10 protein-coding genes are annotated in these 16,177 nt (G+C 71.5%); 1 reads left to right on the forward strand and 9 read right to left on the reverse strand.

What is annotated here, in order from left to right; genetic code table 11:
• Positions 1-175: 175 nt before the first annotated feature.
• Positions 176-2,692: an aminopeptidase N gene (pepN, locus tag ACIOC1_RS27405; RefSeq protein ID WP_401856627.1), complete on the reverse strand. Its 2,517-nt coding sequence runs from the start codon at positions 2,690-2,692 to the stop codon at positions 176-178.
• A 139-nt stretch (positions 2,693-2,831) separates the two neighbouring features.
• Between pepN and ACIOC1_RS27410 the strand changes: the two genes are divergently transcribed.
• Positions 2,832-3,761 (forward strand): hypothetical protein, encoded by a 930-nt coding sequence (locus ACIOC1_RS27410; RefSeq protein WP_401856628.1) that lies wholly within the window; start codon positions 2,832-2,834, stop codon positions 3,759-3,761.
• Positions 3,762-3,948: 187 nt separating this feature from the next.
• Here ACIOC1_RS27410 and ACIOC1_RS27415 read toward each other — a convergent pair whose 3' ends face one another.
• The 8 genes from ACIOC1_RS27415 to trpM form a co-directional block, all read right to left on the reverse strand.
• Positions 3,949-5,412, reverse strand: coding sequence for a glutamate synthase subunit beta (locus ACIOC1_RS27415; RefSeq protein WP_355333986.1), 1,464 nt, complete (start codon positions 5,410-5,412; stop codon positions 3,949-3,951).
• On the reverse strand, positions 5,405-9,970 hold the full coding sequence (gene gltB / locus ACIOC1_RS27420) for a glutamate synthase large subunit (RefSeq protein WP_355333988.1): 4,566 nt from the start codon (positions 9,968-9,970) through the stop codon (positions 5,405-5,407). The genes ACIOC1_RS27415 and gltB overlap by 8 nt, the downstream gene beginning before the upstream one ends.
• Before the next feature lie 420 nt (positions 9,971-10,390).
• Positions 10,391-11,122: a VIT1/CCC1 transporter family protein gene (locus ACIOC1_RS27425; protein ID WP_355333991.1), complete on the reverse strand. Its 732-nt coding sequence runs from the start codon at positions 11,120-11,122 to the stop codon at positions 10,391-10,393.
• Between the two features lie 176 nt (positions 11,123-11,298).
• Complete coding sequence (gene lgt, locus ACIOC1_RS27430) at positions 11,299-12,264, reverse strand: prolipoprotein diacylglyceryl transferase (protein ID WP_401856629.1); 966 nt, start codon at positions 12,262-12,264, stop codon at positions 11,299-11,301.
• A gap of 155 nt (positions 12,265-12,419) precedes the next feature.
• Positions 12,420-13,229, reverse strand: coding sequence for a thioredoxin domain-containing protein (locus ACIOC1_RS27435; protein WP_355333997.1), 810 nt, complete (start codon positions 13,227-13,229; stop codon positions 12,420-12,422).
• A gap of 128 nt (positions 13,230-13,357) precedes the next feature.
• A complete protein-coding gene (gene trpA / locus ACIOC1_RS27440) occupies positions 13,358-14,179 on the reverse strand; it encodes a tryptophan synthase subunit alpha (protein WP_355334000.1) in 822 nt (273 codons plus the stop codon).
• Positions 14,176-15,447 carry a tryptophan synthase subunit beta gene (gene trpB, locus ACIOC1_RS27445; protein ID WP_355334003.1) on the reverse strand — a complete coding sequence of 424 codons (1,272 nt, stop codon included), beginning with the start codon at positions 15,445-15,447 and terminating at the stop codon, positions 14,176-14,178. The genes trpA and trpB overlap by 4 nt, the downstream gene beginning before the upstream one ends.
• A gap of 91 nt (positions 15,448-15,538) precedes the next feature.
• Positions 15,539-15,682, reverse strand: coding sequence for a tryptophan biosynthesis modulator TrpM (trpM, locus tag ACIOC1_RS27450; RefSeq protein ID WP_391044025.1), 144 nt, complete (start codon positions 15,680-15,682; stop codon positions 15,539-15,541).
• Positions 15,683-16,177 lie beyond the last annotated feature (495 nt).

Below are 16,177 nucleotides of genomic sequence, written 5' to 3' on the forward strand. Positions count from 1 at the left end.
AAAACACGTGGCTGGCGCCCCGGCAAAGCAACCGCCCTGGGGCGCAAGGCCCTAAAAGACCGGCGTGCCGCCTAGTGCAAGGGAACCGTCCTGGGGCGCGAGGTCGCGCGGGTCCCGCGCCCCTGGAGAGATCGGCCCACCGGGCCCGGTGAAGGAACCGTCTCGGGGGGCTGGGCTACCAGGTGGACCTGATGCGCGCGGCACGCGAGAGGTCGTCGAGGCGGTCGGTGAGGGCACGGCGGAGAGCGGGGATGAGGGTGGAGTCGGAGAGAGCGGTGCGGCCGAGTCCGAGGGCGGATTCGGTGACGACCTCCGAGGGGAAGCCGTAGCGGCTGATGGCCTCGGCGATGGCCGCGCCCCGACGGCCGGTGACGGCGATGGCATCGGGGTAGAAGCGCGGGACGAACGGGCTGAGCAGGGCGTCCTGTTCGGGGTGCCAGAAGCCCTGGGCGGTGGCCGCGAAGAGGTAGTTGGACAGGGTGTCGTCGTGGAACATCGACGCCCAGGCGGCCTCCTTGGCCGCCTCGTCCGGCAGGGCGGCCCGGCAGCGGGCGGCGCCCTCACGACCGGTGCCGCTGGGGTCGCGGGCCAGCTCGGCGTCGATGTCGGCGGCGGTGGCGTGCCCGAGGACGGCGAGCCGCAGCAGCGCCTTCCAGCGCAGCTCGGCGTCGAGGTCCGCGGCGCCGGGAATCTTGCCGTCGTCGTACCACTCGCGCAGTACGGCCGCCTCGCCCGCGGTGACGGCGCTGTCGATGAGCGTGCGGGTGGCGGTGAGCCGGACCCCGGGGCCGCCGTCGGCGAGCAGCGCCCGGCTGGTGGCGGCGAGCTTGCCGAGGGCGTCGGGGCGCAGCGCCGGGTCGAGGTAGCGGTCGGCGACCTGCGTACGCGCGAAGGTGAGGACCGCCTCGACCAGCGCCGGGTCGGTCTCGGCGGGCAACTGCCGTGCGACCAGGGCCAGATAGTCGCGCGGGGCGATCTTCGCGTCGCGTACGAGATCGCGGGCCGCGCACCAGGTGACGGCCCGGCTGAGCGGTTCGGGCAGCCCGCTGAGCGTCTCCTCCAGCGTCTCCCAGGTGTGTTCGTCGAAGCGGACCTTGGCGAAGGAGAGGTCGCCGTCGTTGAGCAGCACCACATCGGGCCTGGTGCCGGGCAGTTCGTGCGCGCTGACGGCGGCGTTCGCGTCGATGTCGACGGTGAGCCGGTCGCGCGGCACGAGCCGCGCGGGGTCGTCGGCGGCCCGGTCGTACAGGCCGACGGCGATCCGGTGCGGGCGGTCTCCGCTGTGGCTGATCTCCAGCCGCCAGCCGCTGTCGGAGGTGGCCACGGTGGCGGGCGTGAGCGTGTCGACGCCGCTGGTGCGCAGCCAGGCGGCGGCCCAGCCGGGCACGTCGCGTTCGGTGGCGCCGGCCAGCGAGTCGATGAAGTCGGCGAGGTTGGCGTTGCCGAAGCGGTGCCGGGCGAAGTGCTCGTTGATCCCGGCGAGGAAGTCCTCCTGGCCGAGCCAGGCGACGAGTTGGCGCAGCGCGGAGGCGCCCTTGGCGTACGAGATGCCGTCGAAGTTGTTGAGCGCGGAGGCGGTGTCGGGGACGGCCTCGGGGTCGGGGGCCACCGGGTGGGTGGAGGGCCGCTGGTCGGCGTCGGTGCCCCACGCCTTGCGGGCGACGGCGAAGTCGGTCCAGGTGCCGGTGAAGTCGGTGGCCTCGGACAGGACTTGGAAGCCCATGTACTCGGCGAAGGACTCGTTCAGCCAGATGTCGTCCCACCAGCGCAGCGTCACCAGGTCGCCGAACCACATGTGCGCCATCTCGTGCGCGATGACGACGGCCCGGAACTGCGCCTCGGTGGGCGTGAAGGCCGAGCGGAAGACGAACTCGTCGCGGAAGGTGACCAGTCCGGGGTTCTCCATCGCGCCCGCGTTGAACTCGGGGACGAACGCCTGGTCGTAGGAGTCGAAGGGGTACGGCTCCGCGAACAGCTCGTGGTAGCGGTCGAAGCAGCGGCGGGTGATGTCGAACAGCTCGTCGGCGTCCCGGTCCAGGTGCGGGGCGAGCGAGCGGCGGCAGTGCAGGCCGAAGGGCAGCCCGGCGTGCTCGGTGCGTACCGAGTGCCAGGGTCCCGCGGCGACGGCGAGCAGATACGTGGAGATCGGCGGGGTCGCGGCCATCGTCCAGCGCCCGTCGCCCGCGGGCGTCCGGCCGGTACGGGTGGTGAGCGCGTTGCCGAGGACCGTCCACTGCGGCGGCGCGGTCACCGTGACCTCGAACACGGCCTTGAGGTCCGGCTGGTCGAAGGCGGCGGCGACACGCTGCACGTCTTCCATGAAGAGCTGGGTGTAGACGTACGTCTCCCCGTCGGCGGGGTCGGTGAAGCGGTGCATGCCCTCGCCGGTGTGCGAGTACCGCATGTCGGCCTCGACCCGCAGTTCGTGGTCCCCGGCGGCGAGGCCGGGCAGCGGGAGGCGGTTGTCGTCCAGCGTGGCCGGGTCGAGTTCCGTGCCGTCGAGCACGACGCGGCGCAGTGCGGCGGGCTTGAGTTCCGCGAAGGTGTCGCAGGCGCGGTCGGCGGTGAAGGTGATCACCGAGGTCGAGCCGAAGACGTCCTCCCCTCGGGTGAGATCGAGGTCGATCGCGTAGTGGCGGACGGTCAGATCGCTGGCGCGGGTCTCGGCCTCGGCGCGGGTCAGAGCAGGCATGTCGCACATGCTGCCGCACGTCGGCGGCTCCGTCACCTGGTACCCCCGCGAGGCCGCCGCCGCGGGACGCCGAGGCCGCCGATGGCGGCGACAACGGCGCGGGCCGACGCGTAGGCTCGGTGGGTACGGGGAGGTGTTCATGGCCGAGCAGGCTGGACCCAGCGCGTCGTCGACGGCCGGTGGCGGGGCCATCGTGCACGGTTTCCCGCACATCGACACGGTGCGGTCCGCGCTCACCGCGCTCTACCGGCGGCTGTCGGGCGACGGGGTGGCCAGGTTCGCCACCAGCGTCCATCCCGAGCTGGTGGACTTCCCCGCGGACGAGGACCTGTATCTGGGCGCGCAGCGGGTGGCGCGCGTCATGGTGCAGCACTTCCGGCTGCCGGACGCGCGGATGGTCGTGAGCTTCCGCGACATGGTGCACGCGGGCAATGTGGAGCTGGCCGCGGGGCCCGAGTACTTCATCGAGCTGCACTCGCGGTTCAGGACCGACCGGCGCGATGTCGGGGCGGCGCTCGCCCACGAGGTCATGCACGTCTACCTGCACCGGCTCGGTCTGGAGTTCCCCGGCACCCGGGACAACGAGATTCTGACCGACACCGCCACCGCGTATCTGGGCGCGGGCTGGCTGCTGCTGGACGCGTACCGCGAGGAGGCCGCGATCCGCGGCGAGCGGCTGATGATGTCGGCGTACAAGCTCGGCTATCTCACGCCGGAGGAGTTCGGCTACGTGCTGGCCAAGCGCGCGGCGGCCTTCGGCGACGACATCGAGCCGTGGTTCCGCAGCACCCAGGCCCGCGACGCCTACCGCGCGGGGCTGGCCCGCGCCCAGCAGGACGTGCGCCGCGCTCCCCTGGCAGCGTCGGGCTGGGCGGCCCGCCGACGGTACGCCAAGGACCGCCGCGCGCTGGCCTCCGGCCCGGACTACGCGTTCGAGGCCGCGCCCTCCGGCACGGTACGGGTCTCCTTCCCGTGCCCCACCTGCTTCCAGCGCATCCGCGTCCCCTGCCGGGGGCGTCTGCGCGCCCGGTGCGCCCTGTGCAAGACGGAGCTGGACGTCGACACGTGACCCTGCCGGGGGCGCGCTGTTCGCACGGCGGGTTCGTGCCCCAAAGAACGCGGCACCGCCCCGCCGCGAGGGGAAAAGCACAACGCCCGCCTCCTTGGTCGGGGAGTGGCGGGCGCTGCGGTGTTGCGCGCTCCGCACGCCATTGTGCGGAGCGGGGTGGGACAGTCGGGACCGTCCGGACGCGACGTCAGACCATGAGGGGCCGGTCGGTCGGGCGGATGGGGGCGTGCAGGGCCGAGGCCAGGCCGGTGAGGTAGGAGTCGACGGCCTTCGCGGCGGAGCGGCCCTCGGCGATGGCCCAGACGATGAGCGACTGGCCGCGCCCGGCGTCACCGGCGACGAAGACACCGTCGACGTTGGTCGCGTACGAGGCGTCGCGCGCGATGTTGCCGCGGGCGTCCAGCGCCAGACCGAGCTGGTCGACCAGGCCGTTGGACTGGTCGGTGCCGGTGAAGCCCATCGCGAGGGTGACCAGCTCGGCGGGGATGACCCGCTCGGTGCCCTCCTGCGGGACGAACTTCCCGTCCTGGAAGGCCACCTCGACCAGGTGCAGCGCCTTGACGTTGCCGTTCTCGTCGCCCTCGAACTTCATGGTGTTGACGGCGTAGACCCGCTCGCCGCCCTCCTCGTGCGCCGAGGTCACCTTGTAGACGGCGGGCATCGTCGGCCACGGCTGGCCCGCGGGCCGGTCGTCGGACGGCCGCGGCATGATCTCGAGCTGGGTGACCGAGGCCGCGCCCTGCCGGTGGGCGGTGCCGACGCAGTCCGCGCCGGTGTCGCCGCCGCCGATGACGACGACGTGCTTGCCCTGCGCGGTGATCGGCGGGGAGACGAAGTCGCCCTCCTGCACCTTGTTGGCCAGCGGGAGGTACTCCATCGCGAAGTGGATGCCGCCCAGCTCACGGCCGGGTGCGGGCAGGTCGCGGGAGACGGTCGCGCCGGCCGCGATGACCACCGCGTCGTACCGCTTGGCGAGCTTGGCCGCGTCGAGGTCGACGCCGATCTGCACTCCGGTGCGGAATTTGGTGCCCTCGGCGCGCATCTGCTCGATGCGCCGGTTGATGTGGCGCTTCTCCATCTTGAATTCGGGGATGCCGTAGCGCAGCAGTCCGCCGATCCGGTCGGCGCGCTCGTAGACCGCGACGGTGTGCCCGGCGCGGGTGAGCTGCTGGGCGGCGGCCAGGCCCGCGGGGCCCGAGCCGATCACGGCGACGGTCTTGCCGGACAGCCGGTCCGGCGGCTGCGGGGTGACGTCGCCGTTGTCCCACGCCTTGTCGATGATGGTGACTTCGACGTTCTTGATGGTGACGGCGGGCTGGTTGATGCCCAGCACGCAGGCCGACTCGCACGGCGCGGGGCACAGCCGCCCGGTGAACTCCGGGAAGTTGTTGGTGGCGTGCAGCCGCTCGCTGGCCTCGGTCCAGTCCTCGCGGTAGGCGTAGTCGTTCCACTCGGGGATCAGATTCCCCAGCGGACAGCCGTTGTGACAGAACGGGATGCCGCAGTCCATGCAGCGTCCGGCCTGCTTGCTGATGATCGGCAGCAGGCCGCCGGGGACGTAGACCTCTTTCCAGTCCTGCCGGCGCTCCTCGACCGGGCGGGTCGGAGCGGTCTCACGCGGGGTGGTGAGGAAGCCCTTGGGGTCAGCCATTTGCCGCCTCCATCATCTTCGCGGTGGTCTCGGACTCGGAGAGTCCGGCCTGCTCGGCGGCGTTCTTGGCGGCGAGCACTGCCTTGTAGTCCCTCGGCATGACCTTGCCGAAGCGGGTGAGGGCGCCGCCCCAGTCGGCGAGCAGCCGCTCGGCGACGGTGGAGCCGGTCTCCTCGAAGTGGCGGCGCACGACATCGTGCAGCCACGTGATGTCGCCCGCGTCCAGCGACTCGACGCCGACCATCCCGAAGTTGACGGCGCCGGGGTCGAGGTCGAGGACGTAGGCGATGCCGCCGGACATACCGGCCGCGAAGTTGCGCCCGGTGGCGCCGAGGACGACGGCCCGGCCGCCGGTCATGTACTCGCAGCCGTGGTCGCCGACGCCTTCGGAGACGACGGTCGCGCCGGAGTTGCGGACGCAGAACCGCTCGCCGGTACGGCCGCGCAGGAACAGCTCGCCGCTGGTCGCGCCGTACGCGATGGTGTTGCCCGCGATGGTGGAGTACTCGGCGAGGTGGTCGGCGCCGCGGTCGGGGCGGACGATGACCCGGCCGCCGGACAGGCCCTTGCCGACGTAGTCGTTGGCGTCGCCTTCGAGCCGCAGGGTGACGCCCCGGGGCAGGAACGCGCCGAAGGACTGGCCGGCGGAGCCGGTGAAGGTGACGTCGATGGTGTCGTCGGGCAGGCCCGCGCCGCCGTACTTCTTGGTCACCTCGTGGCCCAGCATGGTGCCGACCGTGCGGTTGACGTTGCGGATCGGCACCTGCGCGCGGACCGGGGCGCCGGACTCCAGCGCCTCGGCGGCGAGCCGGATCAGCTCGTTGTCCAGGGCGCGGTCCAGGCCGTGGTCCTGCTCGACGGTACGGTGCAGCACCGCGCCCTCGGGCAGCTCCGGCACGTACAGCAGCGGGGCGAGGTCGAGGCCCTGCGCCTTCCAGTGCTCCACGGCGTGGTCGGCGTCGATCAGCTCGGCGTGGCCGACGGCTTCCTCGATGGAGCGGAAGCCCAGCTCGGCGAGGATCTCGCGGACCTCCTCCGCGATGAACTCGAAGAAGTTCACGACGAATTCGGGCTTGCCGGTGAAGCGGTCGCGCAGCACCGGGTTCTGGGTGGCGACGCCGACCGGACAGGTGTCGAGGTGGCAGACGCGCATCATGACGCAGCCGGAGACCACCAGCGGCGCGGTCGCGAAGCCGAACTCCTCGGCCCCGAGGAGCGCGGCGATGACGACGTCCCGGCCGGTCTTGAGCTGGCCGTCGGTCTGCACGACGATACGGTCCCGCAAGCCGTTGAGCAGCAGCGTCTGCTGGGTCTCGGCCAGGCCCAGCTCCCAGGGGCCGCCCGCGTGCTTGAGCGAGGTGAGCGGCGAGGCGCCCGTACCGCCGTCGTGTCCCGAGATCAGGACGACGTCCGCGTGGGCCTTGGACACACCGGCCGCGACGGTGCCGACGCCGACCTCGGAGACCAGCTTGACGTGAACGCGCGCCTTGGGGTTGGCGTTCTTCAGGTCGTGGATGAGCTGGGCGAGGTCCTCGATGGAGTAGATGTCGTGGTGCGGCGGCGGCGAGATCAGGCCGACGCCCGCGGTGGAGTGCCGGGTGCCGGCGATCCACGGGTAGACCTTGTGGCCGGGGAGCTGACCGCCCTCGCCGGGCTTGGCGCCCTGGGCCATCTTGATCTGGATGTCGTCGGCGTTGACCAGGTACTCCGACGTCACGCCGAAGCGGCCGGAGGCGACCTGCTTGATGGCGCTGCGCCGGGCCGGGTCGTACAGCCGGTCGGCGTCCTCGCCGCCCTCACCGGTGTTGGACTTGCCGCCGAGCTGGTTCATGGCGATGGCGAGCGTCTCGTGCGCCTCGCGCGAGATCGAGCCGTACGACATGGCGCCGGTGGAGAAGCGCTTGACGATCTCGGAGACCGGCTCGACCTCGTCGATCGGGACCGGGCCGCGGTCGTTCTTCAGCCCGAACAGGCCGCGCAGCGTCATCAGCCGCTCGGACTGCTCGTTCACCCGCTGCGTGTACTGCTTGAAGATGTCGTAGCGCCGGGTGCGGGTGGCGTGCTGGAGCCGGAAGACGGTGTCGGGGTCGAACAGGTGCGGTTCGCCCTCGCGGCGCCACTGGTACTCGCCGCCGATGTCGAGCCTGCGGTGCGCGGCGGCGATGCCGGACAGCGGGTACGCCTTGGCGTGCCGGGCGGCGACCTCCTGCGCGACGACGTCGATGCCCGCGCCGCCGATCTTGGTGTCGGTGCCGTGGAAGTAGCTGTCGACGAAGTCGGACTCCAGGCCGACCGCCTCGAAGACCTGCGCGCCGCGGTAGGAGGCGACGGTGGAGATGCCCATCTTGGACATGACCTTCAGCACGCCCTTGCCGAGCGCCTTGATCAGGTTCTTCAGCGCGGTCTCGACCTCGACGCCGGGCAGGAAGGTGCCCGCCCTGACCAGGTCCTCGACGGACTCCATGGCCAGGTAGGGGTTGACGGCCGCGGCGCCGTAGCCGATGAGCAGCGCCACGTGGTGCACCTCGCGCACGTCGCCCGCCTCGACGAGGAGGCCGACCTGGGTGCGCTGCTTGGTGCGGATCAGGTGGTGGTGCACGGCGGAGGTGAGCAGCAGCGACGGGATCGGCGCGTGCTCGGCGTCGGAGTGCCGGTCGGAGAGCACGATCAGGCGGGCGCCGTCCTCTATGGCGGCGTCGGCCTCGGCGCAGATCTCGGCGAGCCGGGCGGCCAGTGCCTGGCCGCCGCCGGTGACCCGGTAGAGGCCGGACAGGGTGGCGCCCTTGAGCCCGGGCAGGTCGCCGTCGGCGTTGACGTGGATGAGCTTGGCCAGCTCGTCGTTGTCGATCACCGGGAACGGCAGGGTGATGTTGCGACAGGAGGCCGGGCTGGGCTCCAGCAGGTTGCCCGACGGGCCGATGGTGGAGATCAGCGAGGTGACCAGTTCCTCGCGGATGGCGTCCAGCGGCGGGTTGGTGACCTGCGCGAAGAGCTGGGTGAAGTAGTCGAAGAGCAGCCGGGGGCGCTCGGAGAGCGCCGCGATCGGCGAGTCGGTGCCCATCGAGCCGAGCGGTTCGCCGCCGGTCCTGGCCATCGGCGCGAGGATGATCCGCAGCTCTTCCTCGGTGTAGCCGAAGGTCTGCTGGCGGCGGGTGACCGAGGCGTGGGTGTGCACGATGTGCTCGCGCTCGGGCAGGTCGGAGAGGTTGATCAGCCCGGCTTCCAGCCAGTCGGCGTACGGGTTCTCCGCGGCGATGCCCGCCTTGATCTCGTCGTCCTCGACGATCCGGTGCTGGACGGTGTCGACCAGGAACATCCGGCCGGGCTGGAGGCGGCCCTTGCGGGTCACCTTCTCCGGGGCGATGTCCAGGACGCCGGACTCGGAGGCGAGCACGACCAGGCCGTCGTCGGTGACCCAGTAGCGGCCGGGGCGCAGGCCGTTGCGGTCCAGGACCGCGCCGACGACGGAGCCGTCGGTGAAGGTGACGCAGGCCGGGCCGTCCCAGGGCTCCATCAGCGTGGAGTGGTACTGGTAGAAGGCGTGCCGCGCCGGGTCCATCGACTCGTGGTTCTCCCACGCCTCGGGGATCATCATCAGCACGCTGTGCGGCAGCGACCGGCCGCCGAGGTGCAGCAGTTCCAGCACCTCGTCGAAGGACGCGGTGTCGGAGGCGCCGGGCGTACAGATCGGGAAGATCCGCTCCAGGTCGCCGCCCTGGCCGCCGCCCGCCGGGCCGAAGAGGTCGCTGGCGAGCTGCGACTCGCGGGCCCGCATCCAGTTCCTGTTGCCCTTGACGGTGTTGATCTCACCGTTGTGCGCGACGAAGCGGTACGGGTGGGCGAGCGGCCAGCTCGGGAAGGTGTTGGTGGAGAAGCGCGAGTGGACCAGCGCGATGGCGGTGGCGAACCGCGGGTCGGACAGGTCGGGGAAGAACGGTTCGAGCTGCCCCGTGGTCAGCATGCCCTTGTACACGATCGTGCGTGCGGACAGCGACGGGAAGTACACGTCGGCCTCGCGCTCGGCGCGCTTGCGCAGGACGAAGGCGGGCCGGTCGAGGTCGATGCCGGAGGCGGCGCCGGCGCTGTCGGCGACGAAGAGCTGCGAGAAGTACGGCATCGTCGAGCGGGAGGTGGTGCCCAGCAGTTCGGGGGCGACCGGGACCTCGCGCCAGCCGAGTACGGTCAGGCCCTCTTCCGCGGCGATCCGCTCGATGGCGTCGACGGCCTTGGCGCGGTCCTCGGTCTCGACCGGGAGGAAGGCGAGGCCGACCGCGTAGTGGCCCTGGTCGGGCAGCGCGAAGCCGGCGGCCTCGCGCAGGAAGGCGTCCGGGATCTGGAGGAGGATGCCCGCGCCGTCACCCGAGTCGGGCTCGGCGCCGGTGGCACCACGATGCTCCAGATTGCGCAGAACGGTCAGCGCCTGCTCCACGAGCCCATGGCTCGCCTCGCCGGTGAGGGTGGCCACGAAACCGACGCCACAGGCGTCGTGCTCGTTGCGGGGGTCGTACATCCCCTGCGGGGCGGGGCGCCCGTCCATGAACGCGGAACGCGAACGCATGGCTCTCCCGTCGTCGTCTTTGGCTTGTATGCATTGCCTGTTCCCAGGCATGCGCAACAGGGACGACGTTGGCCCTCTGCGATTTCGTGCAGGTTACATGATGGACGAGTGTTCGAGAAGCGGATACTCAGTTCCAGCATGTGGACATGATGAGGGGTGGAGCGAACAGATCAGGCCAGCGCCGTGTCGGAGGTTTTCCGGCCGGGTCCAGCGCGCCACCGGGCCGCTTTCTGCCGGTGCGCCACCGGGTAATGCCCCGTGCGACGGCTACTGAAACGACGGGGAAACATGAGGCTTGTGGCCGCTGGTTTCCTGTGGGTTTCCCGAGTCCGGTGGAGCGGGCGCACGGCACATCGCCGATCACCCGATCGGACCAGTGGGCCGACCGCACCGGTCGGCCGTTCAGACCGTTCGGAGTGGTCAGCCGACCGCTGTGCCGATAAGCGCGCCCAATACGAAGGTAACCCCGCCGGCCGCCGCGCCCAACAGCAGCTGCCGAACCCCGCTGTACCACCAGGAACGCGCGGTCACCCGGGCCACGGCCGCACCACAGCCGAACAGTCCGGCCAGCGCGAGGACGGCCGCGGGCCACAGCGAGTCGCCGCCGAGCAGATACGGCAGTACGGGCAGCAGGGCGCCCAGCGCGAAGGCGACGAAGGAGGAGGCCGCCGCGACCAGCGGCGACGGCAGGTCGGTCGGGTCCACGCCCAGTTCCTCGCGGGCGTGTATCTCCAGCGCCCGCTCCGGGTCGACGGAGAGCTGCCTGGCCACCTCGCGGGCGAGCTTCGGCTCCACACCGCGCGAGACGTACAGCTCGGCCAGCTCCCGCAGCTCCGCCTCCGGGTGGCGGCGCAGCTCGATCCGCTCGATCTCCAGCTCGGCCTCGACCAGCTCCCGCTGGGAGGCCACCGACGTGTACTCCCCCGCCGCCATCGAGAAGGCGCCCGCCGCCAGGCCCGCGAGCCCGGTCACCACGATGGTGCGCGACGAGACGTCGCCGCCCGCCACTCCCGTCATCAGCGCCAGATTCGACACCAGGCCGTCCATCGCCCCGAACACCGCCGGGCGCAGCCAGCCGCCGCTCACGTCACGGTGCGAGTGGTGCGGTACGTGATACGGCGCCGCCGTCGTCTCCTCGACAGCCGTTGACATCCGTCCCCACCCCTCCCCAGGCAGCCTCCCGCGAGGCCGCACGACCACGAATCCATTCGACCGTACGCTCGAATGCGATGCGCCGCCAGCAAGGAAAGCCTGCCCTGACCTGCCCTTTCTCCTCCTGGAGAAGGTGCGCCGCCACTGCGCGTGACGGGCTTCTCAGGGGCGCGAGATCAGAGTGCCTCGGAGGCTCGCTTCGGGTCGACGGAACCGACGGAAGCCTCGTCCTCGACGGAGGAGGAGTCGACCGCGTCGTCCGCGTCCGCTTCCGGGTGGGACGACGGCGGCGAGGCGTCGTCGGGGCCGTCGCCGGAGGCGAGAGGCTCGATGTTCTCCTCGCGGCCGGGCCGCTTGCGGCCGACGACGACGAGGTAGACGACGGCGCCGATGAAGACGACGATCGCGGTCCAGTCGTTGAGCCGCATGCCGAGGATCTGGTGGGCGTAGTCCACGCGCATGTGCTCGATCCAGGCGCGGCCCACCGTGTACGCGGCGACGTAGAGGGCGAAGGCCCGCCCGTGGCCGAGCTTGAAGCGGCGGTCGGCCCAGATGACCAGGAGGGCGACGCCGACGCACCACAGGGACTCGTACAGGAACGTCGGGTGGTACGTGGCGATGTCCGGCGTGCTCTCCGGCCGGTGCGCGGGGTCGATCTTCAGGCCCCAGGGCAGCGTGGTCGGGCCGCCGTACAGCTCCTGGTTGAACCAGTTGCCCCAGCGGCCGATCGCCTGGGCGAAGGCGATGCCCGGCGCGATGGCGTCGGCGTAGACCGGCAGCGCGATCCCCCGGCGGCGGCAGGCGATCCAGGCGCCGAGCGCGCCGAAGGCGATGGCGCCCCAGATCCCCAGGCCGCCCTGCCAGATCTTGAAGGCGTCGACCCAGTCCTTGCCACTGGTGAAGTACAGCTCGTAATCGGTGATCACGTGGTACAGCCGGCCGCCGACCAGACCGAAGGGCACCGCCCACACGGCGATGTCCGCGACCGTGCCCGCCCGGCCGCCGCGGGCGATCCAGCGCTTGCCGCCGAGCCATACGGCTACGAAGACACCGATGATGATGCAGAACGCGTAGCCGCGCAGCGGAATGGGTCCGAGGTGGACGACTCCGTGCGACGGGCTGGGAATGAATGCGAGTTCCATGGCAATGACCGACGCTACCTTGCCGGGCGGGAAGTGCGGCAACCCGCCCGGCTACGTATGGATAACGGCCGGGACTCCTCCGGCCCCTCCGGGGGATTCCCCTCGGACGCCGAAAGGCCCGGAATCAAGCCTCGGCAGGCCCCTCAGCGGGCCTGTCAGGAGGCCGGAGCGGTGGTCACCGCACCCGCCTTTTTGCCCTTGTTCGCGTCGGTGACCATCTGCTTCAGCGAGTCGGGCGTGAGATTGCTGCCGCTCCCGTAGACGCTCTTGCCGTTGAGCAGGATCGTCGGCGTCGAGTTGAAGCCGGACTTCCCGAAGGCGCTGTTCGACGCCTTCACCCAGCTGTTGTGGGTGCCGCCGTTGACGCACGCGGTGAAGGTCGGCGTCTTCAGACCGCTGACCTTGCCCGCCAGGTCGAGCAGGTGGTTCTTGTCGGAGAAGGTGTCGCTCTGCTCCTCCGGCTGATTGTCGTACAGCACATCGTGGTAGGCGCGGAATTTGCCCGCGTCCTGGGCGCAGGCGGCGGCATTGGCGGCGTTCAGCGAGCCGGAGCCGCCGAGATTGCCGTCGATGAGCGTCACCAGGTGGTATTCGGTGCGGATCTGCCCGCTGTCCTCAAGGCTGTGGATGGTCGGGGTGAACGCCTTCTCGAAGGCGTCGCACGCCGGGCAGCGGAAGTCCTCGTAGATCGTCAGCACCGAGGGCGCGTCGGCGGCGCCGACGGGGATGACGAGATTGTCCTTGCCGATGGCGCCCTTGGGCGCGGCGGCCGGGGTGGAGCCGCCGCCGCTGTCCTTGTGGTCGGCGACCACCACCCCGATCACGGCGGCGATGGCCAGCACGGCGACCACCGCGCCCGCGACCACCATGGTGCGCCTGCGTCGGGCGCTGGCCTTCTCTTTCTCACGCTGTTCGTACAGGGCCTCGCGGGCGCTGCGCTTTCCGTCTCGGTTCTTCTGGCTCACATCCCTGACCAACGGTGCGGGAGGGCACTTCAGCGCCTTCCCGCACCGCGATTCGCCCCATCGTGTTACGCCGGGGCCGGTCGTACGGGGCGCGGCCGGTTCCTTTCGTACGGTCGCGGCCGGTGCCGTCAGCCGCGCTTGCGGACGCCCGCGGCCAGTTCCGCCGCCAGTTCCCGTACGGCCGTGAGGGCCGCGGGCAGGTCGCCGTCCGCGTCGAGGATGCGCTTGACGAAGGCCGAGCCGACGATCACACCGTCGGCGAAGGCCGCGACCTCGGCGGCCTGCACCGCGTTCGACACGCCCAGGCCCACGCAGACCGGCAGGTCCGTGGTGGCGCGGGTGCGGCGCACGAGGTCGGACGCCTGCTCGCCGACGCTCTCCCGCGTGCCGGTGACTCCCATCAGGGAGGCCGCGTAGACGAAGCCGCTGCCCGCCGCGGTGATCTTCGCCAGCCGCTCGTCACGGCTGGAAGGAGCGACGACGAAGACGGTGGCCAGGCCCTGCTGCTCGGCCGCCTTCCGCCACCCCTCGGACTCCTCGACCGGCAGGTCGGGCAGGATGCAGCCCGCGCCGCCCGCCTCGGCCAGCTCGGTCGCGAACCGCTCGGCGCCGTAGCGGTCCACCGGGTTCCAGTACGTCATGACCAGCACCGGCTTGCCGGTGGCCTGGTGCGCCTCGCGTACGGTGCGCAGCACGTCGGCGATCCGCACGTGGTTCTTGTTGAGCGCGATGTCGTCGGCGGTCTGGATGACCGGCCCGTCCAGCACCGGGTCGCTGTGCGGCAGCCCGACCTCGACGATGTCCGCGCCGCCTTCGAAGGCGGCCTTCACGGCCTCGATCCCGCCGTCCACGGTCGGGAAACCGGCGGGCAGATACGCCACGAGCGCGGCCCGCCCCTCGGCCTTGGCGTCGGCCAGCGCCCGGTCCAACAGCTCTACGTTCCCGCTCACTTGACCGCCACCTCGTTGTCCTCGTCGACCTCGGCGGTCGCGTCGTACAGCCCGAAGTAGCGGGCCGCCGTGTCCATGTCCTTGTCGCCGCGGCCGGAGAGGTTCACCAGCACCAGGCCCTCGGGGCCCAGCTCGCGGCCGATCTCCAGGGCGCCGGCCAGGGCGTGCGCGCTCTCGATGGCGGGGATGATGCCCTCGGTACGGGACAGCAGCCGCAGGGCCTGCATCGCCTCGTCGTCGGTGACGGCGCGGTATTCGGCGCGGCCGATGTCCTTGAGGTACGAGTGCTCGGGGCCGACGCCGGGGTAGTCCAGACCCGCCGAGATCGAGTACGGCTCGGTGATCTGGCCCTCGTCGTCCTGGAGGACGTAGGAGCGCGAGCCGTGCAGGATGCCCGGCTCGCCCTCGGTGAGGGTGGCCGCGTGCTCCCCGGTGGCCACGCCGTGGCCCGCGGGCTCGCAGCCGACCAGCCGGACCCCGGTGTCGGGCAGGAAGGCGTGGAAGAGGCCCATGGCGTTGGAGCCGCCGCCGACGCAGGCGACGGCGGCGTCGGGCAGCCGGCCGGTGCGCTCCAGGAGCTGGCGGCGCGCCTCGACGCCGATCACCCGGTGGAAGTCGCGGACCAGCGCGGGGAAGGGGTGCGGTCCCGCGACCGTGCCGAACAGGTAGTGCGTGCGGTCCACGTTGGCGACCCAGTCGCGGAACGCCTCGTTGATGGCGTCCTTCAGCGTCCGGCTGCCGGAGGTCACCGAGACCACCTCGGCGCCGAGCATCCGCATCCGCGCGACGTTGAGCGCCTGGCGCTGGGTGTCGATCTCGCCCATGTAGATCGTGCAGTCGAGGCCGAACAGCGCGCAGGCGGTCGCGGTGGCGACGCCGTGCTGGCCCGCGCCGGTCTCCGCGATCACGCGGGTCTTGCCCATCCGCTTGGTCAGCAGCGTCTGGCCCAGCACGTTGTTGATCTTGTGCGAGCCGGTGTGGTTCAGGTCCTCCCGCTTGAGGAAGACCCGTGCCCCGCCCGCCTGCTCGGCGAACCGGGGGACCTCCGTGAGGGCGCTCGGGCGGCCCGCGTAGTTGGCCATCAGGTCGTTCAGCTCGGCCGCGAAGGCGGGGTCGGTCTTCGCCTTCTCGTACTCGACGGCCACCTCGTCCACGGCGGCGACCAGCGCCTCCGGGATGAACTTGCCGCCGAACGCGCCGAAGTAGCCCGCGGGGGTGGGGACGGATCCGTCCGGATCCGGATGGAAGAAGTCGTGCGTTTCTGACATGGGGTATCCCTGGCTGTGCGCCGTCAGGCGCGGGTGAAAGGGGGGACGCGTACGCGTGTCCGTGTCGTGCGTACGCGGCTGTGCTCGCGGCTCAGCCGCGGCGCCATCGCCTGCCGTTCACCTGGCCGGGCTCGCACCCGATCACATACCGCACCCGGCGCCCCAGCACCTTGCGCGCCGGCGCGCGGCAGCCGCGGGGGCGGCAACCGGGGGCGAGACGCGCGGCGAGGGACATGCGCCCGAGTCTAGCCCTCCGGGCAGGTCCCCCCACCCCATGCCCGGCCCCCCCGCGCGCGTTCAGCCAACACAGCGCCTCGCCTTGAGGACCCCGGTACCGCGCAGGGCCTCGCTTTTAGGGGCGCAGGAACTGCGCACCCAGCCCCCACCGGGCCGGTGGTCCGGACACCACCGAACTGCCCCACCGGGGCGGGTGGTGACCTGCGAGAGCATCGTGGCGGGCCGCGCAGTTCCCCGCGCCCCTCAAAAGACCGGCTCACCGCCCGGACGAAAGACGGCCCGCCCCGCCAGGGGCGCGAGGAACTGCGCGAGCAACCCACCACCGGCCGGTGGCCCGGACACCACCGAACCGCCCCACCGGGGCGGGTGGTGACCCGCGAGAGCGTCGCGGCGGGCCGCGCCCCTCAAAAGACCGGCTCACCGCCCGGACGAAAGACGGCCCGCCCCGCCAGGGGCGCGAGGAACTGCGCGAGCAACCCACCACCGGCCGGTG

The organism is Streptomyces sp. NPDC088197, assembly GCF_044741185.1.
Lineage (GTDB): Bacteria > Actinomycetota > Actinomycetes > Streptomycetales > Streptomycetaceae > Actinacidiphila.